This window comes from Comamonas endophytica, assembly GCF_023634805.2.
Lineage (GTDB): Bacteria > Pseudomonadota > Gammaproteobacteria > Burkholderiales > Burkholderiaceae_C > Comamonas > Comamonas endophytica.
In genome coordinates this window covers 87,999-108,811 of sequence record NZ_CP106882.1, presented here as the reverse complement: position 1 = coordinate 108,811, position 20,813 = coordinate 87,999, and the positions used below count along the sequence as shown (strand labels likewise).

General features: G+C 67.4%; 24 protein-coding genes. 17 read left to right on the top strand and 7 right to left on the bottom strand.

What is annotated here, in order from left to right:
• Nucleotides 1–2: 2 nt before the first annotated feature.
• The 3 genes from M9799_RS17455 to gntR form a co-directional block, all read right to left on the bottom strand.
• Nucleotides 3–1,256, bottom strand: coding sequence for a hypothetical protein (locus M9799_RS17455; protein ID WP_231044902.1), 1,254 nt, complete (start codon nucleotides 1,254–1,256; stop codon nucleotides 3–5).
• Nucleotides 1,257–1,390: 134 nt separating this feature from the next.
• Nucleotides 1,391–2,476 (bottom strand): hypothetical protein, encoded by a 1,086-nt coding sequence (locus M9799_RS17450; RefSeq protein WP_231044901.1) that lies wholly within the window; start codon nucleotides 2,474–2,476, stop codon nucleotides 1,391–1,393.
• Between the two features lie 308 nt (nucleotides 2,477–2,784).
• Nucleotides 2,785–3,813, bottom strand: coding sequence for an HTH-type transcriptional regulator GntR (gene gntR / locus M9799_RS17445; protein WP_231044900.1), 1,029 nt, complete (start codon nucleotides 3,811–3,813; stop codon nucleotides 2,785–2,787).
• 210 nt (nucleotides 3,814–4,023) lie between these two features.
• Between gntR and M9799_RS17440 the strand changes: the two genes are divergently transcribed.
• Genes M9799_RS17440 through eda form a run of 7 tightly spaced genes read left to right on the top strand, consistent with a single transcriptional unit; the run spans nucleotide 4,024 to nucleotide 10,636 of the window.
• The gene (locus tag M9799_RS17440) at nucleotides 4,024–4,524 is read left to right on the top strand and encodes a gluconokinase (RefSeq protein WP_231044899.1); all 501 of its coding nucleotides are present in this window, start codon (nucleotides 4,024–4,026) and stop codon (nucleotides 4,522–4,524) included.
• A 15-nt stretch (nucleotides 4,525–4,539) separates the two neighbouring features.
• Nucleotides 4,540–5,052 carry a TRAP transporter small permease gene (locus tag M9799_RS17435; protein WP_231044898.1) on the top strand — a complete coding sequence of 171 codons (513 nt, stop codon included), beginning with the start codon at nucleotides 4,540–4,542 and terminating at the stop codon, nucleotides 5,050–5,052.
• Nucleotides 5,053–5,062: 10 nt separating this feature from the next.
• On the top strand, nucleotides 5,063–6,343 hold the full coding sequence (locus M9799_RS17430) for a TRAP transporter large permease (protein WP_231044897.1): 1,281 nt from the start codon (nucleotides 5,063–5,065) through the stop codon (nucleotides 6,341–6,343).
• Between the two features lie 58 nt (nucleotides 6,344–6,401).
• Nucleotides 6,402–7,409 carry a TRAP transporter substrate-binding protein gene (locus M9799_RS17425; protein WP_231044896.1) on the top strand — a complete coding sequence of 336 codons (1,008 nt, stop codon included), beginning with the start codon at nucleotides 6,402–6,404 and terminating at the stop codon, nucleotides 7,407–7,409.
• A gap of 2 nt (nucleotides 7,410–7,411) precedes the next feature.
• On the top strand, nucleotides 7,412–8,176 hold the full coding sequence (locus M9799_RS17420; RefSeq protein WP_231044895.1) for an SDR family oxidoreductase: 765 nt from the start codon (nucleotides 7,412–7,414) through the stop codon (nucleotides 8,174–8,176).
• Nucleotides 8,177–8,192: 16 nt separating this feature from the next.
• A complete protein-coding gene (gene edd / locus M9799_RS17415) occupies nucleotides 8,193–10,001 on the top strand; it encodes a phosphogluconate dehydratase (RefSeq protein ID WP_231044894.1) in 1,809 nt (602 codons plus the stop codon).
• Nucleotides 9,998–10,636 carry a bifunctional 4-hydroxy-2-oxoglutarate aldolase/2-dehydro-3-deoxy-phosphogluconate aldolase gene (eda, locus tag M9799_RS17410; protein ID WP_422689539.1) on the top strand — a complete coding sequence of 213 codons (639 nt, stop codon included), beginning with the start codon at nucleotides 9,998–10,000 and terminating at the stop codon, nucleotides 10,634–10,636. The genes edd and eda overlap by 4 nt, the downstream gene beginning before the upstream one ends.
• A gap of 38 nt (nucleotides 10,637–10,674) precedes the next feature.
• Here the strand turns inward: eda and M9799_RS17405 are convergent, their stop codons facing one another.
• Together M9799_RS17405 and M9799_RS17400 are read right to left on the bottom strand one after the other, a co-directional pair.
• Nucleotides 10,675–11,619: a 2-hydroxyacid dehydrogenase gene (locus tag M9799_RS17405; protein ID WP_231044893.1), complete on the bottom strand. Its 945-nt coding sequence runs from the start codon at nucleotides 11,617–11,619 to the stop codon at nucleotides 10,675–10,677.
• Entirely contained in the window at nucleotides 11,616–12,029 is a 414-nt protein-coding gene (locus M9799_RS17400; protein ID WP_231044892.1) for a VOC family protein, read from the bottom strand. Before M9799_RS17400 ends, M9799_RS17405 begins: the two co-directional genes overlap by 4 nt.
• 130 nt (nucleotides 12,030–12,159) lie before the next feature.
• Here M9799_RS17400 and M9799_RS17395 point away from each other — a divergent pair, with 130 nt between their 5' ends.
• From M9799_RS17395 to M9799_RS17380, 4 genes are all read left to right on the top strand, one after another.
• Entirely contained in the window at nucleotides 12,160–13,044 is an 885-nt protein-coding gene (locus M9799_RS17395; RefSeq protein ID WP_231044891.1) for a LysR substrate-binding domain-containing protein, read from the top strand.
• A 187-nt stretch (nucleotides 13,045–13,231) separates the two neighbouring features.
• Nucleotides 13,232–13,582, top strand: coding sequence for a hypothetical protein (locus M9799_RS17390; protein ID WP_231044890.1), 351 nt, complete (start codon nucleotides 13,232–13,234; stop codon nucleotides 13,580–13,582).
• A gap of 179 nt (nucleotides 13,583–13,761) precedes the next feature.
• Nucleotides 13,762–14,352: a hypothetical protein gene (locus M9799_RS17385; RefSeq protein WP_231044889.1), complete on the top strand. Its 591-nt coding sequence runs from the start codon at nucleotides 13,762–13,764 to the stop codon at nucleotides 14,350–14,352.
• Nucleotides 14,336–14,836, top strand: a complete 501-nt coding sequence (locus M9799_RS17380) for a hypothetical protein (protein ID WP_231044888.1) — start codon at nucleotides 14,336–14,338, stop codon at nucleotides 14,834–14,836. The genes M9799_RS17385 and M9799_RS17380 overlap by 17 nt, the downstream gene beginning before the upstream one ends.
• Nucleotides 14,837–14,868: 32 nt before the next feature.
• Here the strand turns inward: M9799_RS17380 and yghU are convergent, their stop codons facing one another.
• Nucleotides 14,869–15,648, bottom strand: a complete 780-nt coding sequence (gene yghU, locus M9799_RS17375; RefSeq protein ID WP_231044887.1) for a glutathione-dependent disulfide-bond oxidoreductase — start codon at nucleotides 15,646–15,648, stop codon at nucleotides 14,869–14,871.
• Between the two features lie 184 nt (nucleotides 15,649–15,832).
• Here yghU and M9799_RS17370 point away from each other — a divergent pair, with 184 nt between their 5' ends.
• The 3 genes from M9799_RS17370 to M9799_RS17360 are packed head-to-tail and all read left to right on the top strand — an operon-like array spanning nucleotide 15,833 to nucleotide 16,709.
• A complete protein-coding gene (locus M9799_RS17370) occupies nucleotides 15,833–16,006 on the top strand; it encodes a hypothetical protein (protein ID WP_231044886.1) in 174 nt (57 codons plus the stop codon).
• 12 nt (nucleotides 16,007–16,018) lie between these two features.
• Nucleotides 16,019–16,150: a hypothetical protein gene (locus M9799_RS17365; RefSeq protein ID WP_255662808.1), complete on the top strand. Its 132-nt coding sequence runs from the start codon at nucleotides 16,019–16,021 to the stop codon at nucleotides 16,148–16,150.
• Between the two features lie 7 nt (nucleotides 16,151–16,157).
• Nucleotides 16,158–16,709, top strand: coding sequence for a flavin reductase family protein (locus tag M9799_RS17360; protein WP_231044885.1), 552 nt, complete (start codon nucleotides 16,158–16,160; stop codon nucleotides 16,707–16,709).
• Between the two features lie 498 nt (nucleotides 16,710–17,207).
• On the opposite strand, the gene M9799_RS17355 is transcribed toward M9799_RS17360, so the two are convergent.
• Nucleotides 17,208–18,101, bottom strand: coding sequence for a LysR substrate-binding domain-containing protein (locus M9799_RS17355; protein WP_231044884.1), 894 nt, complete (start codon nucleotides 18,099–18,101; stop codon nucleotides 17,208–17,210).
• A 99-nt stretch (nucleotides 18,102–18,200) separates the two neighbouring features.
• Between M9799_RS17355 and M9799_RS17350 the strand changes: the two genes are divergently transcribed.
• The 3 genes from M9799_RS17350 (at nucleotide 18,201) to M9799_RS17340 (ending at nucleotide 20,794) form a co-directional block, all read left to right on the top strand.
• Nucleotides 18,201–19,388, top strand: a complete 1,188-nt coding sequence (locus tag M9799_RS17350) for an MFS transporter (RefSeq protein WP_231044883.1) — start codon at nucleotides 18,201–18,203, stop codon at nucleotides 19,386–19,388.
• Between the two features lie 25 nt (nucleotides 19,389–19,413).
• Entirely contained in the window at nucleotides 19,414–20,229 is an 816-nt protein-coding gene (dkgB, locus tag M9799_RS17345) for a 2,5-didehydrogluconate reductase DkgB (protein ID WP_231044882.1), read from the top strand.
• A 187-nt stretch (nucleotides 20,230–20,416) separates the two neighbouring features.
• Nucleotides 20,417–20,794 carry a helix-turn-helix domain-containing protein gene (locus tag M9799_RS17340; protein WP_340163031.1) on the top strand — a complete coding sequence of 126 codons (378 nt, stop codon included), beginning with the start codon at nucleotides 20,417–20,419 and terminating at the stop codon, nucleotides 20,792–20,794.
• Nucleotides 20,795–20,813: the final 19 nt, after the last annotated feature.

Genomic DNA, 20,813 nt, shown 5'->3' with positions numbered 1-20,813 from the left:
CTTCAGGGGGCCGGTGCAATGTGTGTCACGGCGAAGTTGAGCAGCTCGACTTGATCCCCCATGTCACCGGGGCCCATCTCGGATACGAAGCTGTCATCGTGCGTCATCCACTTTCCGTGCTCGTTCCTGATGCGAACGACATAGCGGGAGTGGCTCCACATGAGCGCTTCCCGTGGAGCCATTGTGAGCACTACCCTCTGTTGGGTTTTCCGGTCGATAACGGCAAGCGTGACGGAATCGGCCAGGAAAATCGTCAACGGTCGTCCGGCAGGTCCCTGCACTTGAATGGTCAGGCGCTTGAACACTTGCGCATCCGCAATGCTGGGCTGCCTGCGCAGTTTCACGGTGGTGGGATTTGCGTCGCCCTCGTTCCACTTCACCTGTGCCTGTGCTTCGGCATACAGAAGGTCGACCAATTTCTGCAGGCTGAAACTCGCATAGTCCGCAGGTTTGACCTCGCTCAGCCGTACCGGCTGGAACATCTGGAAGCTGTTCCTGGCGACTTGGTGGGGGCGCTCCTGCCCGTGGTGCACATAGGTCTCATCGACGTCAAAAGACCAGCCGGGAAAGGTGTCGAAACGAAACGCCTCTGCGAGCAACGACAGGAACTTTGCCGGATCCTTGTGCCTCAGGTACGACTCGGTGTCGAGCTTGAATTCGAGCTCGCCCGCAGCATCGCGCTTGTTGAAAGGCGCGAGGTTCTGCAAGCCTGTGATGAACCCCTTCGTGTCGACGGGCTTCGAGTTGCGGTATGCGGCGTGGATGAGATCGATGAACCGGCTCGCGGCCGCGCTTTCCTCTGAATTCCTGGCAGCTTTTTTGAAACTCTCGAGGTGATCGAGCAACGGCTTCGGCCCGACCGCGCTTATCAGCAGCTTCAGGGGGGCATTTGCATAGCTGTAGCCCCAGGCGTCGAAGCCGTTCATTGGATGACGGTGGAAGTCTTCGGGATCAATGGCTTTCTTCGCGTCCTGACCTGCATTGTTCGCCAATGCCGGAGGTGCCGATCCCGGAGGCGGCTTGTCCGCTGACGGCGTTGCTGGCGCAGCCGGCGCTGCGGGCGTTGCGGGCGTCGCAGGTGCCGCTTGCGTTGGTGGCGCTACCGGCGTTGTCGGCGTTGCCGCGGCGGCGGGCGGTTTTTCCACGGCAGTCAGTCCGGCGGCCGATTCGTCACTGCCGCCGCCACCGCCGCAGCCAGCCAGCATGCCGACAGCCACGAACATGGCGCTCCATTGCAAACGTTGGTGGGACATCATGTGGAACCTCCAGGGCAACAGCGGTTGGGCAACAGGCAACCGGCAAGCATGCTGTATGCGGTCGGTCACCTCCATTGAACTGCCGGGGCTGGAATATGCATGCCAGCAAGGCGCATATCTGCAACGGCCGGCTGCTACCGCGCCACCGTCGGCGCCCGCCGATGCCCATGCCGGCGCACTGCGCCATGGCCCTGCCGCAGCGGCCGGAAAATCACTGTGCCGGCACCACGCCGATCACGGCAAAGTTGATGAGCCTGGCGACATTCGCATCGAACCGGGCGTGATCGGGCGAGACATTCCGGTCGGTGTGGGTCAGCCATTGCCCCTCGCGGTTTCTGATGTGGACTCCGTAGTTCGGGATGTTCAGCGTCACGACCTCCTTGGGCGCAAGCGTCAGCACAAGCTTGCGTCCGGTCTTCCGATCGAGGGGCCGGGAGGGTGACGGAATCGGGAAAGCCAGCGGGTATCACCACGGCCTTGCCCTGCGGCAGGCCGAGCGTCAAGCGCTTGAACTGCTCCACATCCGCGATGCACACCTGCCGGCGCACCTTCACCGTGGTGAAATGCGCGTCGCCCTCGCCCCACTTCACCTGCCGCTGCTGATCGGCATGCAGCTGGTCCACGGCGTTTTGCAGGTCGAAGGGCCGCAGATCCAAAGGGGCCCTGGGCTCCAACTCGACCGACTGAAACATCTCGAAACGGTTCCTGATGGGGTAGTTGATCTGTTCCTCGCCTTGATGGATGTAGGTCTCGTCGATGTCGAAAGACCAGCCGGGAAGGGTGTCGAGGCGAAACAGTTCGCAGAACAGCGGCAGGAATTGCCTTGGCTCCCTTTCCGGGGTGAACAGATCGCTTTTGACCAGGAAGTTCCATTTGCCCCGGCTGTTGCACTGATCGAAGGGCGTGAGATGCTGCAGGCTGTTGATGAAACTCTCGGTATCCACCATGCCGGACGGGTGGTAAGCCTGTTGGATGATGCCGATGAACTGCTCGGCAGCGGCAATTTCCTGCGCTTCAAGCGTATTTCTCTTGAAATTCTCCAGATGTTCGAGCAACTGCGGCGCGCCGATGGCGCTGATCAGCATCTTGATCGAGCTATGGGCGAACCCCTGGTTCCAGCCGGCGCGGAAAGCCTGCATACCATGCAGATGGGCCTCTGCGGGAGTCAGCGATCGATGGACCTCAAAGCCTGGGAAGGCACGCGCGCCGGGCTCGACCATGGCGTTTCCGAACGCATCCGCGTCCGCCGCAATACTCCTTGCCGGCCCGCGGTTGCTGCCAACCGGGGAAACCGCTGGGCACCAGCTTGGCCGCCCATGCAAGGCAGGGGTGGATTGGCATGCTTTACCTCCAAATCGAAGCCGTCGTGCACAAATAGCCTGCAAATATCGATTGCAGCATTCAAATAGACAGCTGATTGGATTGTGCAAGCCAGCACCGGCATGCCGGCGGGAGGCGCGCACTGCGTGGTCCGCTGCGACCGCGCGAGCGTCGGTGCCAATGGAGGCCCATGCCGGCGCCTGGCCCTTCAGGTGCTTTCGCGCACGATCAGCTCATAACCGAGCTGCACGCACTGCGCGGGCGCGGGCGTGCCGCGCATCATCCCCAGCAGCATGCTGGCACCTTCGCGCCCGACCTCGCTGCGCGGGGTGCGTACGGTGGTGAGCGGCGGCACCATCTGGTCGCTGCCGGCCAGGTCGTTGAAGCCGGCCACCGCGATGCGCGAAGGCACCGCAACGCCCAGGCGGTGCGCAGCCAGCAGCCCGCCCTGGGCGATGTCGTCGTTGCAAAAGAAAATCGCGTCGATATCGGGCATGCGCTGCAGCATCTGCTCGAAAAGGCGCGCCCCCAATGCAATCGACGAGCGCTCCGGGCTGAGCAGTTCGAGCCCGGGGTCGTACAGCCCGGCCGCGCGCAGGCAACGGCGGTAGCCCTCGGCGCGCTGCAGCACGCGCGGGTCGAGCTGCGCGCCGCAGAACGCGATGCGCCTGCGGCCCCGGTCCAGCAGGTGCTGGGTGATGGCCGCGCCGGCATCGGTCTGGGAAAATCCCACGCAGGCCACGCCTGGCGAGTCGCTGGTCTCCATCAGGTGCACGCAGGGCACGCCGCTCTGGGCAATGAGCTGCAGCGCGGTGTCGCTGCGGTCGAAGCCCGTGACCAGCAGGCCTGCAGGCCGGTGCGGGAGGTAGGTGCGCAGCAGCAGCTCCTCTTCGGCGCTGTCGTAGTGGGTGACGCCGATCAGCGGCTGGAAGCCCTCGGGAAACAGCGTGCGGTGCACGGCTTCCAGCAGGTCGACGAACAATGCGTTGGACAGCAGCGGCACCAGCACCAGCACCTGCGAGCTTTTCTGCGAGGCCAGCGCGCGTGCCGCCGGGTCGGGCACATAGCCCAGGGTGTCCGCGGCTTCCTGCACGCGCTGCACCAGCTGGGGGTCGACGCCGCGCTCGCCGCGCAGTGCGCGGGAGACGGTGATCGGGCTCACGCCGGCGTGGCGGGCAACGTCGGCAAGGGTGGTGCGGCCGCTGGAGCGGCGCGTGCGGCGCGGTGCTTGGGTCAAGGGTTTGTTCTGATGGCAGTGGAAGAGGTCGGGCTTATGATAGCGCTATCCAAGCCAGGCTCCATTGCTGTTTACCCGTGATGCGTCTTGCCACTTCGACCCCGCGAGGAACATCCACCTCGTTTTTTTATGCACCTCATGGATAGCGCTATCCCACAATCCGATCCCGTAGAAATTTCGCCTCCGCCAGGGCTTTGCGCCCTGGTGGTCATGGGCGTTTCCGGCTGCGGCAAGTCCAGCGTCGCCCAGCTGCTGGCCGCGTCGCTGGGCTGGACCCTGCACGAAGGCGATGCCTACCACGCGCCCGAAAGCGTGCGCAAGATGCAGTCCGGCATCGCGCTCACCGACGACGACCGCGAGCACTGGCTGCAGCAGCTGGCGCAGCTGCTGGCCCAGGCCAAGCCTGCAGCGGGCGTGGTGCTGACCTGCTCGGCCCTGAAGCGCAAGTACCGCGACCGCCTGCGCGAGGCCCTGCCGAATGCGGCCGTGGGCTTCGTCTTCCTGGACCTGGGCTTCGCCACCGCGCTCGAGCGCGTGCGCCAGCGCCCCGGCCATTTCTTCTCGCCCGATCTGGTGGCCAACCAGTTCGCCACGCTCGAGCGTCCCGATGCCGAGGCCGGCGTGGTCGGCGTGGACGCCACGCTGCCCCTGGCCGAGATCGTGCGCCGCGTCGACGCCTGGCGCACGGGCTGCGGCACCCCACAAGCATAAGGAAGGGAGAGATCCATGGATTCACATACAACCCCAGCCCCGCTCAAGCCGCGGCTGCAGCGCCTGGCCGAAATGTTCATGGTCGTGGCGCTGGCCGGCATGGTGGTGGCGGTGTTCGTCAACGTCGTGCTGCGCTACGTCTTCAACACCAGCATCGTTTCGTACGAGGAAATCTCGCGCCTGCTGTTCGTCTGGCTGGTGGCCGTCGGCTCCATCGTCGCAGCTTTCGAGTGCAGCCACCTGGGCTTCGACATGGTGACCTCGCGCGTGAACCCGGCCACGCGCCGCGTGCTGTTCTGGCTCACGCAGCTGCTGGTGGTGGCGTGCATGCTGATGCTGCTGTGGGGCTCCTGGGCGCAGGTCGAGGCCGGCCTGAGCAGCTACAGCACGGTGATGGGCTATCCGCTGGCGCTCGGTGCCTCGGCCACGCTGGTGCTGGCGCTGGGCATGCTGGTGGTGGCGCTGCGCGACATGCGCCGCGGCGCGCCCAAGCGCGATTGCGACGGCCCCGTGCTGGACATCGAATAAGGGCGCACAAATGATCGTGACCTTCATTTTCCTGTTCGTGCTGATCGGCGGCATGGTGATCGGCATGCCGATCGCGCATTCGCTGGTGCTCACCGGGGTGGCGCTGATGTGGCACCTCGACTTCTTCGACACCCAGCTGCTGGCGCAGAACCTGCAGGCGGGCTTCGACAACTTCCCGCTGCTGGCGGTGCCCTTCTTCATCCTGGCCGGCGAGCTGATGAACGCCGGTGGCCTGTCGCGGCGCATCATCGATCTGGCCAGCGCCTTCGTCGGGCACATCCGCGGCGGCCTGGGTTTCGTGACCATCGGTGCGGCGGTGCTGCTGGCCTCGATGAGCGGCTCGGCCATCGCCGACACCGCGGCGCTGGCGACCATCCTGCTGCCGATGATGCGCGACCAGAAGTACCCCGACAGCTACAGCTCCGGGCTGCTGGCCTCGGGCGGCATCATCGCGCCGATCATCCCGCCGTCGATGCCCTTCGTGATCTACGGCGTGACCACCAACACCTCGATCAGCAAGCTGTTCCTCTCGGGCATCGTGCCCGGGCTGATCATGGGCTGCTTCCTGGTGTTCGCCTGGTGGTCCATTGCGCGCAAGTACCAGCTCACCAGCGGTGCGCGCCAGCCCTGGGGCATGCGCTTCAAGACGCTGCTGCAGAGCTTCTGGGCGCTGATGATGCCGGTCATCATCCTGGGCGGCCTCAAGGGCGGGGTGTTCACCCCCACCGAGGCCGCCGTGGTGGCCGCGGTGTATGCGCTGTTCGTGTCGATGGTGATCTACCGCGAGATGAGCTGGGGCAAGCTCTATGACGTGTTCCTGGCCGCGGCCAAGACCACCGCCGTGGTGATGTTCCTGTGCGGCGCGGCCACCGTGACGGCCTACATGATCACGCTGGCCGACCTGCCGAACATGCTGGCCGACAGCTTCTCCGGCCTGCTGGGCAACCCGATGCTGTTTATGGCGCTGATGATGCTGTTCCTGCTGGTGGTCGGCACCGCGATGGACCTCACCCCCACCATCCTGATCTTCGGCCCGGTGTGTGCGCCGCTGGCGGCGAAGGCTGGCATCGACCCGGTGTACTTCGGCTTTATGTTCATCTATGTCGGCTGCATCGGGCTGATCACGCCGCCCGTGGGCACGGTGCAGAACGTGGTGGCGGGCGTGGGCCGGCTGCGCATGGAGACCGTGATCAAGGGCACGACCCCCTTCCTGCTGGCCTACGTGCTGCTGGCGGCGCTGCTGGTGGTGTTCCCGCAGATCGTGCTGGCGCCGCTGCGCTGGATGCATTGAACCGAAAAGATTTTCGAAACCGGGGGCAGGGAGCCCCCATATCAACCAGGAGACAGACATGCGAATCAAATTTGCCCTCGGTGCATTGGCCGTGTTGATGGCGGCGGGTGCCGTTCAAGCCCAGGACTTCAAGCCGCGCATCGTGCGCTTCGGCTATGGCCTGGTCGAGGATTCCAACCAGGGCCGCGCCGTGCGCCTGTTCGCCAAGGAGGTCGAGAAGGCCACCGGCGGCAAGATGAAGGTGCGCGCCATCGGCAATGCCGCGCTGGGCTCGGACACGCAGATGCAGCAGGCGCTGATCGGCGGCGCGCAGGAGATGATGGTCGGGTCCACGGCCACGCTGGTCGGCATCGCGCCGCAGATGGCGCTGTGGGACACGCCCTTCCTGATCAACAACACGCGCGAGGCCGATGCGCTGCTCGACGGGCCCGTGGGCGACAAGGTGCGCGCCACGCTCGAGCCCAAGGGGCTGGTGGGCCTGGTGTACTGGGAAAACGGTTTCCGCAACCTGACCAACAACAAGAACCCCATCAACCGCCTGGAGGACATGAACGGCATCAAGCTGCGCGTCATGCAGAACAACGTGTTCCTCGACAGCTTCAAGGCGCTGGGCGCGAACGCCGTGCCGCTGCCTTTCTCCGAGCTGTTCACCGCGCTCGAGACCAAGGCCGTCGACGGCCAGGAGAACCCGTACAACACGGTGGTGTCGAGCAAGTTCTATGAAGTGCAGAAGTACCTCACCGTCACCAACCACGTCTACAGCCCCTGGATCGTCACGGTGAGCAAGAAGTGGTGGGACGGCCTGAGCAAGGCCGAGCAGAAGGTGCTGATGGATGCGGCCAAGACGGCGCGCGATTTCGAGCGCAAGGACACGCGCGACGAAGCCGCCAAGGCGCTGGCTGACCTGAAGTCCAAGGGCATGCAGGTCAACGAGCTGCCCGCGGCCGAAGCCACGCGCATGCGCGAGAAGCTGACCCAGGTCCACGCCTCGGTGGCCAATGCCGTCGGCCAGGACCTGTGGAAGCAGACGCAGGACGAGCTGGCGAAGATCCGCGCCGCCAAGTGAGCATGACCGCCGCCTCACCCATCGAAGCCGGCGCTGCCGGCCGGCGCGTGGCCTGGGTCACCGGCGCCGGCACGGGCATCGGCCTGGCCGGCGCGCAGGCGCTGGCGGCCGAGGGCTGGCATGTGGTGCTGTCGGGCCGGCGCGAAGCGCTGCTGCTGGGCGCCGCCGCGGACATCGCCATGGGCGGCGGCAGCGCCGAGGCGCTGGCGCTGGATGTGGTCGAAGCGCACGCCTGCGAGGCGGCCGCCCAGCGCATCGCCGCGCGCCACGGCCGCATCGATCTGCTGGTCAATGCCGCGGGCATCAACGTGCAGCGCCGCAGCTGGGCCGACTGCAGCGCCGCCGACTGGGAGCGCGTGCTCGACATCAACCTCAAGGGCACGGTGCACACCATGCGCGCCGTGCTGCCAACGATGCGCGCGGCGCGCGCCGGCGCCGTCATCAATGTCGCTTCCTGGGCCGGGCGCTTCACCTCGTCCATGCCCGGCGCGGCCTACACGGCCAGCAAGACGGCCGTCGCCGCCCTGACGCACGAATTCAACATCGAGGAATTCCGCCATGGCCTGCGCGCCTGCTGCCTGCTGCCGGCGGAAGTCGCCACGCCGATCCTGCGGCAGCGCCCCGTGCCGCCCTCGGACGAAGACATGGCGCGCATGTTGCAGCCACAGGATTTGGGCCGCACCATTGCCTTCGTGGCGAACCTGCCCGCCCATGTCTGCGTGAACGAGATACTGATAAGCCCCACCTGGAACCGCATGTTCCTTTGACAGAGAGAATTTCCGCATGCCATTGAACGCCACCGTCGAAGCGGTCACGCGCCGCATCCGCGAGCGCAGTGCGCCCGAGCGCAGCGCCTACCTGCAGCGCCTGCAGGCCATGGCGCAGCGCCCGCCGGGCGCGCAGCGCCTGGGCTGCGCCAATGTGGCGCACGCCTTTGCCGGGCTGCCCGGCAACGACAAGCTGCGCATCGTCGCCGAGCGCGCGCCCAACATCGGCATCGTCACGGCCTACAACGACGTGCTGTCGGCGCATGCGCCGCTGCAGCACTACCCCGATCTGATCAAGGACGAAGCGCGCCGCCACGGCGCCACGGCCCAGGTCGCGGGCGGCGTGCCCGCCATGTGCGACGGCGTGACCCAGGGCACGCCGGGCATGGAGCTGAGCCTGTTCAGCCGCGATGTCATTGCCATGGCCACGGCGGTGTCGCTGAGCCATGACGTGTTCGACTCGGCGCTGCTGCTCGGGGTCTGCGACAAGATCGTGCCGGGGCTGCTGATCGGCGCGCTGCAGTTCGGCCATCTGCCCACGGTGTTCGTGCCGGCGGGGCCGATGACCTCGGGCCTGTCGAACAGCGCCAAGGCCAAGGTGCGCGAGCAGGCGGCCCAGGGGCTGGTCGGGCGCGGCGAGCTGCTGGCGGCGGAATCCGCCGCCTACCACAGCGAAGGCACCTGCACCTTCTACGGCACCGCCAACAGCAACCAGATGCTGCTCGAAGCCATGGGGCTGCACGTGCCGGGCACGGCATTCGTCAACCCGGGCCAGGCACTGCGCCAGGAGCTCACGCGCGAAGCGGCGCGCACGGTGCTGGCGCCGCGCTGCGCGCCCATCGGCCGGGTGGTCGACGAGCGCGCCATCGTCAACGCCATGGCCGCGCTGCTGGCCACGGGCGGCTCGACCAACCATCTGATCCACTGGGTGGCGGTGGCGCGCGCGGCCGGCATCCATATCGACTGGGACGACTTCTCCGAGCTGTCGGCGGTGGTGCCGCTGCTCTCGCGCGTCTATCCCAATGGCAGCGCCGACGTGAACCAGTTCCAGGCTGCGGGCGGGCCGGGCTATGTGATCCGCGAGCTGCTGGATGCGGGCCTGATGCACGACGACGTTCTGACGGTGCGCCCGGGCGGCATCCGCGAGTTCACGCGCGTGCCCCAGGGCGATGCCGACCATCGCCTGCACTGGCTGGACATCGGCGCCAGCCGCGATGACAGCGTGCTGCGGCCGGCCACTGCGCCGTTCAGCGCCACGGGCGGCCTGAGGCTGCTGCACGGCAACCTGGGGCGCAGCGTGATCAAGGTATCGGCCGTGCCCGAGGACCGGCATGTGATCGAGGCGCCGGCGCGCGTGTTCGACTCGCAGGCGGCGCTGCAGGAGGCCTTCCAGGCCGGTGCGCTGGACCGCGATGTGGTCTGCGTCGTGCGCTGGCAGGGGCCGCGCGCCAATGGCATGCCCGAGCTGCACAAGCTCACTCCGCCGCTGGCGGTGCTGCAGGGCAAGGGCTTCAAGGTCGCGCTGGTGACCGATGGGCGCATGAGCGGCGCCTCGGGCAAGGTGCCGGCCGCGATCCATGTCTCGCCCGAGGCCAGCGCCGGCGGGCCGCTGGCGCGCGTGCAAGACGGCGACATGGTGCGCCTCGACGCCGTGACCGGCACGCTCGATGTATTGGTCGATGCCGCCGAGTGGCAGGCGCGCGCGCCGGCGCAGATGCCGGCAGCGCAATCCGAGGACAATGCCTTTGGCTTTGGCCGTGAACTGTTTGCCGGATTCCGGCGCAATGCGCTCAGCGCGGAAGAGGGGGCCGGCTCGTGGCAGTGAACGATACATTGAGCGCGCGCGACGTGATGCGCGATGCGCCGGTCATTCCGGTGATCGTGCTGCATGCGCTGGAGCATGCCGTGCCGATGGCGCAGGCGCTGGTCGCCGGCGGCATCCGCATGCTGGAAGTCACGCTGCGCACGCCGCAGGCGCTGGCCTGCATCGAAGCCATCGCGCGCTATGTGCCCGAGGCGGTGGTGGGCGCGGGCACGGTGCGCAGCGCCGGCGACGCGGCCGCGGCCGCACGCGCCGGAGCGCGCTTTGCCGTGAGCCCGGGCTATACGCCGGCCGTGGGCGAGGCCTGCCGCGCCCAGCACCTGGCGCTGCTGCCGGGCGTGGCCACCGGCAGCGAGATCATGGCGGCGCAGGCCGGTGGCTTCGATGCGCTGAAGTTCTTTCCCGCGCTGCAGGCCGGCGGCAGCGCCATGCTCAAGGCCTGGGCCGGGCCCTTCGGCGATGTGCAGTTCTGTCCCACGGGCGGCATCCATGCCGGCAATGCCGGGGAATTCCTGGCACTGGCGAATGTGGCCTGCGTCGGCGGCTCCTGGCTGGTGCCCGCCGATGCGCTGGCGCAGGGCGACTGGGGGCGGATCACGGCGCTGGCGCGGGAGGCGAGCCAGCTGCCGCGCGGCTGAAGCCGGGAAAGCTCCGCCGCATTGTCGGTGGCGCGTGCTCAGTAGCGCCGCTGCTTGTCCACAGTCGCCGGCGTCGCCCCGGACTGCCGGTAGCGCCGGATATTCGCCGCCACGATCGCCGAAGCTGTGCCGCGGTCGGTGGGCGCCGAGATATGCGGCAGCACCGTGACCCGCGGGTGTTGCCATTGCCACTGCGCTGCGGGCAGGGGCTCCTGGCGGAACACATCCAGCACCGCGTGCTCCAGGTGCTGTGCATCCAGCGCGGCGCGCAGCGCCTCGTCATCGACGATCGCGCCGCGCGCGAAGTTGATCAGGGACGCTCCCTTGCGCAACTGGCCTAGGGCGCCAGCGTCGAGCATGCCTTGCGTCTCGGGCGTCAGGGGCAGCAGGCAGACGAGGATATCGGCGCCCGCCAGCAGCGTGGACAGCCCGCCTTCGCCGAAAAAGCATTGCACGCCGGGCACGGCCTTGGGGCTGCGGCTCCAGCCGCTGACCTGGAAGCCTGCGGCGCGCAGCCGGGCGGCGCTGGCCAGGCCCAGCTCGCCCAGGCCCAGCAGCGCCACCGTCTTGCGCTGCGGCGGTACGTAGTCATGCGCCAGCCACTGCCCAGCCGCCTGCTGGCGCGCATAGCGCGGCATGCCGCGGTGCAGGTACAGCGTCCAGGCCAGCACGGCTTCGGCCATGGTGTCGGCCAGCTGCGGATCGACCAGGCGCACGATCTCCACCGGGCTTCCCTGCAGGTCTTCGACCAGTCTTTCCACCCCGGCCCAGACGCTATGCACCCATTTCAGGTGGGGCAGCGCCTGCAGATCCCTGGGGTCGGGATTGGCGACGATGGCGACCTCGCAGTTCAGGCGCTCCTCGGCGTCGAGGGCTTCGATCGGCACCACGCGTTCCTCGGGCATCGCGGCCTGCAGCGCCGCGCGCCAGGCTTCGGCAAAAGGGTAGCCGGGCGCGCAGACCAGCGGCAAAACCCGACTCACGACGCGTAGACCTTGTCCAGATCCCTGAAACCCTTGACCTCGATAGGATTGCCGCTCGGGTCCAGGAAGAACATGGTTGCCTGCTCGCCAGGTTGGCCTTCGAAGCGGATCTGCGGCTTCAACACGAACTCGAACTGCTGCGCCGTGAGCCGGGCTGCGAGCGCCTGCCAGTCGTCCATGGCCATCACCAGACCCAGATGCGGCATGGGCACCATGTGCTCGCCGACGCGGCCGGTGTTGGTGACGGGGAAGGGCTCGCCCAGGTGCAGCGAGATCTGGTGGCCGAAGAAGTCGAAGTCGACCCAGGTGTCGGTGCTGCGGCCCTCGGTGCAGCCCAGCAGGCCGCCATAGAAGGCGCGGGACTGGTCGAGATCACGGACATGGTAGGCAAGGTGGAAGCTGGTGCGCATGGAAAAACTCTTGGATTCGGGCCCTGGCCGGGCCATTGGCGTGGAGGGCTGGAGATTAACGCGCATACTTCAAAAGACATAGGCAATATTTTTTTCACAACCAAAAGGAAGTCTTTTGGAGATCCGCTATTTGAAAAGCCTGTTGGCCGTGGTCGACAGCGGCTCGATTGCCGAGGCCGCGCGCACCGAGCACCTGACGGCAGCGGCCATAGGCCAGCGCGTGCAGGTGCTCGAGCGCGAGCTGGGCTTCGCGCTGCTGTCGCGCAGCGGCCATACCGCGCAGCCGACCCCGGCCTGCGAGCGGCTGATCGCGCGCGCGCGCCGGCTGGTGCGTGAAGCCGCGCTGCTGCAGGGCGACGCCAGCGCCGACGGCTTGGGCGGGAGCCTGCGCATCGGTGCGGTGTCGACGGCACTGACGGGATTGCTGCCCGGCGCACTGCGCCACTTCACCCGGGCGGCGCCCCAGGCCAGGGTGCTCATCGTGCCGGGCACTTCGCGCGCGCTGTACCGCATGCTGCAGGCCGGCGAGATCGATGCGGCGCTGATTGCCGCGCCGCCCTTCGACCTGCCCAGGACGCTGCACGCGATGGAATTGCGCCATGAGCCGCTGATGCTGCTGGCGCCCAAGGGCACCCGCGGCAGCCCGGCGGCGCTGCTGCGCAGGATGCCCTACATCCGCTACGACCCCAGCGCCTGGGGCGGCCGGCACGCTGCGCAGTGGCTTGCCGACCGGGAACTCGCGCCCGCCGTGCTGTGCGATCTCGATGCGCTCGAGGCCATCGCGCTGCTAGTGGCCGATGGCATGGGAGTCAGCCTGGTGCCGCAGTGGCCCGGCATCGAGCGCTTTGCCGGCGACTGCCGCGCGGTCGCGATTGCGGGCGCTGCGTATGCGCGCTCGATGCTTCTGGTGCGCGCGCTGGCGCCGGATTTCCCGCAGACCATGCAGCTTCTGGAGCGCTCGCTGCAGGCAGGCGGCGACGCGGGGGCGGCGGGTGCTCCGACACGCGCGCGCTGAACCCGGCATAGGGCAATCTGGGCGCGTGCGGCGCAGCCGCCCGGCAGCGCCACGTCCCTGGCTGCGCACGGGGGCTCTTCTTTCTTCGACAGGGCTGCGGCACTCTGTATGCTTCGCGCCGGCCCAAGCAACCCGTTTCACCTGCACCGGTGCCGTGCGCGAGCTGTTCAATGCGAGCGGTACAGCGTTGCCGCTGACGCGCCGCAGGCAATATGCGGTGACGGTATCGGCGTGCACGGTGGGCATCGCGGCGGACAACAACGCCACGATCGGCTTTGTCCACGGCGACGAGCGCAGCGGCATCTCCAGCACCCTGACTGGCCTGTCGCCCAGCGAGATCACTAAGGAGCCCGCGAGCCTGGACGTGGCGGCGGTGCAGTACGACGTCGGCGTCAGCGGCGGCGCGCTCGGCTATGAGCTCGAACGGCGCGTCAAGGCAGTGTCCACCGACGCCGGCGGCCTGTTCCTGTCCCTCGGCAGCGCCAACGCCACCGACTCGGCCTACGGCATCGACATCGTGGCCGGCACGCGCCGCTGATACGGCCGGGAACGCGGCATTAGCTTGCTCCCGGACGGGGCAATGCTTGATTTCCCGCACGCCCCGGCGCGACGATGGGTGCCTGGGAAGGGCGCAGCATGGAATCCACAGGCAACAGGGCGGCCCCGTGGCCCGGACCGCGAAGGGCCAGGGTCGCGCACCGGCTGAACACGGTGTCGATGGCGCTGCTTGGCGCGCTGCTGGCTTGCGCGCATCCAGATGCGCGCGCGCAGTGTGCGCCTGCGGCCCCCGCGACCGGGCTGGGTGCCTGCATGGACGCAATGGCCGGCAATTCGGCGCGCGTGGCCAGGCAGATCAATGCCCTGGGTTACCGCCTGCACTACGGCGCCGCCAGCTATACCGACTACGAGATGAAGCGCATCTACATCCTGGCCTACGATTGCCGAAAGGCGGAGACCACCGGCCTCTACGCCCGGGCGTCCCTCCTGGCGCATGAACTGGGCCATGCCGAATACGGCATGCGCCAGGACACCAGTTCCCGCGCTGCCTTCATCGCCTCCGCCTGCGACTCCGAAGGCCATGCGGTCATCAACAACATCCTGGCCCGCGCCGAAACGCTGCAATGCAGCGCGCAGAGCATGGACATCGGCCTGGCCGCCGCCAATGCCGCCGAATTGCTGGCCATCCACCGCGCCGACAGCGCCAACCTGCGCCGTATCGGCGAGGCCTTCTGCAGCAACAATTTCACCTCGACGACACGGCAGAACTACCGGGACTATTACGGAGCCTTCTATGACAGGCATCACTGAAGCCCTCAAATGCTGCCTGGCCGCGGCCGCGCTGGGCGGGCTGTCATTGCCGGCCGTGGCCGCGCCTGCGCCCGAGGCTTTCTGGAGCCTGGTCGGCAAGCTTGCCGCCGCGACCCCGCAGGGCGCCCAGGCCGTGGCCCGGCAATGGCCGGGCAAGCCCTTGGCGGCGGCCGGTGCCGCACAGGTCAGCAGCGCCCCCCTGGCGGTGGCGCCGGACCTGCAGACCGCCATTGCGGAAGTCCGCGTGGCCGAGGACGATGCCGTGCAGCTGATGGTGCTGGAACTGCGGGGCCGCTGCATCACGCCCGCCGATCTCGGCGCCCGCTACCGGCAGGTCAGGAATGCCGACTTTCCCCAGCCCGACAACCCCGATCCGGTGAGCTACCGCCGCGTGCAGATCGACGGCGTCAGGGTGTCGTTCGGCTTTCGCGGCGCGGCCCCCGGCTGCCTGTCGCACGTGGTCTTCAATCCCGCGCCCGACTGAGGCGGGCACGCACGGCTTTCAGGCCGCAAGGATCATTTGAACAGCGCACTGCCCAGGCGCACCGCCGCACGCGCGTCGATTTGATGCGCCCAACGCAGCAGGTGCGGATAGGCCTGTGCATCGAGGAATTCCGCGGCGTTGTACACGCGGCCCAGGGCCACGCAGCCATACCAGGGCCAGATCGCCATGTCGGCAATGGTGTAGTCGCCGCCGCAGATGTACTCATGCTTTTGCAGCTGCTGGTCCAGCACGCTCAGCTGGCGCTTGGTTTCCATCGTGAAACGGTCTATCGCGTACGGGATGCGCTCGGGCGCATAGACATGGAAATGCCCGAAGCCGCCGCCCAGGTAGGGCGCGCTTCCCATCTGCCAGAACAGCCAAGACAGGCACTGCGCGCGCTGCGCCCCGGCAGGCACGAAGTGGCCGAACTTCTCCGCCAGGTACAGCAAGATGGCGCCGGATTCAAAGACCGGCACCGGCTGCGCTTCGCTCTGGTCCACCAGCGCCGGAATCTTCGAGTTCGGGTTGATCTCGACGAAACCGCTGCCGAATTGCTCGCCCCGCATGATGTCGATGCGGTGCGCATCATAGGCCGCGCCCTCGACTCCGAGGGCCCTGAGCTCCTCCAGCAGGATGGCGACCTTGACGCCATTGGGCGTCTCCATCGAATAGAGCTGCAGCGGCTTGTCGCCACGCGGCAGCGCCTGCTCCTGCCGGGCGCCGGCCGTGGGGCGGTTGATGCCGCCGAACTTGCCGCCCAGCGCGGTGGGCGGGCTCCATACCTTGGGAATGTGGTTCGGATTTTGTTCCATGGGTTTCCTTGAATCGGCGCCCGCGGTGCGCACCGCAGGCATGCTGCGTTATATCCAATCCTCATGGTTTGTGCAGGACGACTCGCCAATGGCGGGAGACAGCGCCGGGTCCGGCAGTCGGCGTCGATTCTTACGCGCGGCGGGCCCGATGCGGCCGACACTGGGCGCCAAAGGAATTTCCATCATGGCACTCACCGCGCAGACCATCCCCGGCCAACCCGGCATCCGCCCGCTTCCCGCGGACCCCTCCAAGCCGGACCAGCCCGCCTTGCCGCCCGAGATTCCGGTGCCCACGGATCCACCGCTGGGCACGCCCCCGCTGGAGGTTCCGCCCGAGCAGGCGCCGCAGCATACCTGAGCCCGGCCCGCCATGCGCCTTGCCACACCGCCGCCGCCGGTCCCCGAGGAGCCGCTGCAGGAAAGCCCGCTGGCTCCCGCCGATGACAAAGACGTACCGCTCGACCCCGAGGTGACGCCGCCGCCCAGCGAGCAGCCGCGCTGAATCGCCAATGGCAGCAGCAAAGCATGATTTCCCGGTCGAGCAGATCCGCCGTTACCTCGAGCCCGGGCCCGTGGTGCTGGTGTCGTCGCGCTTCGGAGAAGAGACCGACATCATGGCCATGGGCTGGCACACGGTGATGGAGTTCTCACCCTCCCTGGTCGGCTGCGTGATCTCCAGCGCCAACCACAGCTTCGGGCTGGTGCGGCAAAGCGGCGAATGCGTCATCAACCTGCCCACCAGCGCGCTGGCCGATGTGGTCGCGAAGGTGGGCAACTGCAGCGGAGCGGAGGTGGACAAATTCGCGGCCTTCGGGTTGACGGCCGAGCCCGCGCAGCAGGTCGGCGCGCCCCTGATCCGCGAGTGCCACGCCAGCTTCGAGTGCAAGCTGGTCGACGACGCGCTGGTGGAGCGCTACAACTTCTTTGTCTTCGAGGTGGTGAAGGCGCATGTCGCGCGTTCGCCCCGGCGCCCGCAGACCCTGCATTACACCGGCGACGGCGTCTTCATGCTTTCGGGCAAAACCATGGTCCGCAAGGCGCTGTTCACCAAGGTTTGCTGAACCGCCGCCCTCCGGTATCTCAAGGCGCCGTCACCAGTCCTTCGCCTGCATCGGACTCATCGGTTTGCGCCACGAACACATTCTTGCGTGCATGGGCCATCAGCCGTGCCGCCACGTTCTTTGCCGTGGGCTTGATGCCGTTTTGGCTCAGGCACTGCCAACCACAGCGCGGCCACACCGGCTACATGCGGGCAGGCCAGCAGTTCGGCCACTGTCCGCTTGGACAAAGTTTCCATGGAGACCACGGGCAGAGCGTTTGCGAGCGAAGGGTCGCTTGAATCCGTCTCGCCGCTGCCCGGGGCAAGCGGGAAGGCACATTTCAAGAGGATACAGAGTTCCATATGTGCTCCAGACTGCTTCGAAGGATGGAGCCCATCGCAACCGCGGGCGGCCTGTCTGGTACTGTGAACCGCCCGCGGGCGATCGGCAATATCTTGAGGTTGTCCGTTGCATGGATGTGCCTGCCGAAGCCGCGGACCGGTCGCCGCCGCTGGCGGTTCAGTCCGCGCGCTGCAGCGCCTGTGCCAGATAGTCGACAAACACCTGGATGCGTGCCGCCAGCTCCGTGTTGCGGTAATACACCGCATTCACTGGCTGCAGCTGCTGCACCGTATGCGGCACAAGCACCTGCACCAGGTCGCCGCGCGCGCGGTCGGCCCGGGTCATGAAGTCGGCCAGGCAGGCAATGCCTTCGCCGGCCAGCGCCAGCTGGCGCAGCGTCTCGCCGCTCGAAGCGCGCAGCGCGGGCGTGATCTCCCAGTCCTCGCCGCCCGGGTGGCGCAGCGGCCAGCGGTTCAGACTTTCTGGCTGGGTGAAACCCAGCAGGCTGTGCTGCCGGAGATCCTCGACCTGGCGCGGACGTCCATGCGCCTTGAGGTAGGCCGGGGATGCCAGCACGCGCAGCGCGAAGCGCGCCAGCGGCCGCGCATGCAGCGTGGAGTCGCGCAGCGCGCCGATGCGCAGCCCGACATCGGTGCGCTGCTCGATCAGGTCGATCAGGTCGTCGTTGCTGTTGAGCTCCAGCTCGATGTCGGGAAAGCGCGCGCGAAAGCCGCTGAGCAGCGGCACCACGGCATGCAGCATGAAGGGCGACGCGGCATTGACGCGCAGCCGGCCCGCGGGATGCGTGCGGCGCGCCGCGATCTCCTCTTCGGCCGAGGCCACGGCATCGAGCACGCCGCGCGCGCGCAGCAGGAACAGGGCGCCTTCCTCCGTCAGCGCGAGCCGGCGCGTGGTGCGCCGCAGCAGCGTGGTGCCGAGCTTTTGTTCCAGCCGGCGCAGCGTGCGGCTCATGCCCGATACCGTCTGCGCCAGTTGCCCGGCCGCGGCGGTGATCGAGCCGGTGTCGATCACCGTGACGAAGGCCTGCATTTCATCGAGCGTGGTTTTCATGGATTGTTGATCTTGAATCAACATTATTGTGCTGATGCATGGCTTTTTCAGCAAGAAGTTCAAGCGCACAGTACGGCTTCCTCACTTCAACGCTCCGCCATGCCACTTGCCCTTCTTGCGCTGACGATCAGCGCCTTTGCCATCGGGACCACCGAATTCGTCATCGTCGGCCTGCTGCCCACCCTGGCTTCCGATCTTTCCATCAGCCTGCCCTCGGCCGGCCTGCTGGTCAGCCTCTATGCGCTGGGCGTGGCCGTCGGCGCCCCCGTGCTCACCGCGCTTACGGGCCGGCTGCCGCGCAAGTTGCTGCTGCTTGCGCTGATGGCGCTGTTCACCGGCGGCAACCTGCTGGCCTGGCAGGCACCGGGCTTCGCGGCGCTTGTGGCAGCGCGCTTGCTCACAGGGCTGGCCCATGGCGTGTTCTTCTCCATTGGCTCCACCCTTGCCACCAGCCTCGTGCCGCGCGAGAAGGCCGCCAGCGCGATTGCCATCATGTTCACCGGCCTCACGGTAGCCCTGGTGACGGGCGTGCCGCTGGGCACCTTCATCGGCCAGCACTTTGGCTGGCGCGAGACCTTTCTTGCGGTGTCACTGCTGGGCGCGCTGGCCCTTGTCGCCAGCCTGGTGTTCGTGCCGGGCCAGCTGCGCTATGCCCCACCTTCCTCGCTGGCCCAGCAGGCCCGGGTACTGACCGAGCCCCGTCTGCTGCTGGTCTATGCCACCACGGCCATCGGCTATGGCGGCAGCTTCATTCCCTTCACCTTTCTGGCTGCGATCCTTACCGAGATCTCCGGTTTCAGCACGGGCGCGGTGGGTTGGGTGCTGCTGGTATATGGCCTGTCGGTGGCCGTCGGCAACCTCTGGGGCGGCCGGCTGGCCGACCGCCGCGGCGCCACTGCCGCACTGAAGATCATCTTTGCCGCGCTGGCCGCCGTGCTGCTGCTGCTCAACTTCACCGCGCCGCACCCCTGGCTGGCCGTGGCCACGGTGCTGCTGTGGGGCGCAGTGGCTTTCGGGAATGTGCCCGGGCTGCAGGTCTATGTCGTCAAGCAGGCCGAGCGCTTTGCGCCCCAGGCGGTGGACGTGGCCTCCGGCCTGAACATCGCCGCGTTCAACCTCGGCATTGCCGGGGCGGCCTGGGCCGGCGGGCTGATCGTCAGCCGCTGGGGGCTGATGCATACCCCCTGGATCGGTGCGCTGGTGGTGCTGGGGTCGCTGGCGCTGACCCACTGGAGCGGCGCTCTGGACCGCCGCGATGGCTTGGCCCTGCGAGCGGCCGGCCAATGATTTTTTCTTTCCAACGGAGCTTCCAATGACATCTTCCTTTTCCATCCCCGACCTGGGCCTGGGCACCTTCCGCCTCACCGGCGGCACCGTGATCGACTCGGTGCGCAATGCGCTGGAGCTCGGCTACCGTGCCATCGACACCGCGCAGATCTATGGCAACGAAGCGGATATCGGCCAAGCCATCGCCGATAGCGGCGTGGCGCGCGAGCAACTGTTCCTGACCACCAAGATCTGGACTGAAAACCTGGGCCGCGCGCAGCTGCTGCCCAGCCTGCGCGAAAGCCTGGCCAGGCTGCGCACCGGCCAGGTCGATCTGACGCTGATCCACTGGCCATCGCCCGGCGGCGCGGTGCCGCTGACCGAAACCCTGGATGCGTTGATGCAGGCCAGGGAGCTGGGACTGACACGCGCCATCGGCATCTCCAACTTTCCCGTAGCCTTGCAGCAGCAGGCGATCGATGCGGTGGGCGCGCAGCACATTGCCACCAACCAGATCGAGCTGCATCCGCGGCTGCACAATCCTGCCGTGGTCGCGCATGCGCGCGCGCATGGCATCCGCATCACCTCGTACATGACCCTCGGTTATGGCCAGGCGCTGCAGGAGCCCATGCTCCAGGCCATCGCACAGGCGCGCGGCGCAAGCGTCGCCCAGGTCACGCTGGCCTGGGCGCTGGCGCGCGGGTTCGCGGTGATTCCGTCGTCGACCCAGCGCCCCCATCTGGCCGGCAATCTGGCGGCTCAGGAGCTGCGCCTGAGCGCCGGGGAGGTGGCGCAGATCGACGCCATGGACCGTGGGCAGCGCCTGGTGGATCCTGAAGGCCTGGCACCGCAGTGGGATTGAACACACGTCGGTGCGGGCAGGGCGCGCAAGCGCAGGCATGCACGCCACGCACCGACCCCGCCTCCTTGCATCCACGCTAAGATAACGGTCCGAGTGGCGCCTGCGGTTGCGGCGTTCATGCCGTGACCACCTCGCCCTCGCAAGAAGAAACTTCAGCGGCCAAAAGCCGGACAAGGGGGCGCAAGTCGTGTACTACGAGATTTTCATGGCCAATGTGCTGAGGTTGCTCGACGATAAGCAGATGACCAAGCAGACCCTGGCGCAGAAGGCCGGCATGTCGATTTCGTTTCTTTCCGATCTGACCAACGGCAAGGCCAACCCTTCGCTGAAGATCATGGCCGCCATCGCTGCCGCACTCGACGTTCCCCTGCCCGCGCTGCTCGAGGCCCCCGAAACCACTCCTGCGGTACATGAAACGGCGGGTAGGTACCGCCTGACGCGCCGTCTGCCCCAGGGGCTGTCCCAGGTGTCGGCCGTGCTCACGGATTACCAGGCTTTCAATGTGCGCCAGTGGGACGAGGCCAATCGCAAGGCCATTTCCAAATCCGGTGATGCTCCTTCTTGAACTTCCGGAAATTTAGCGG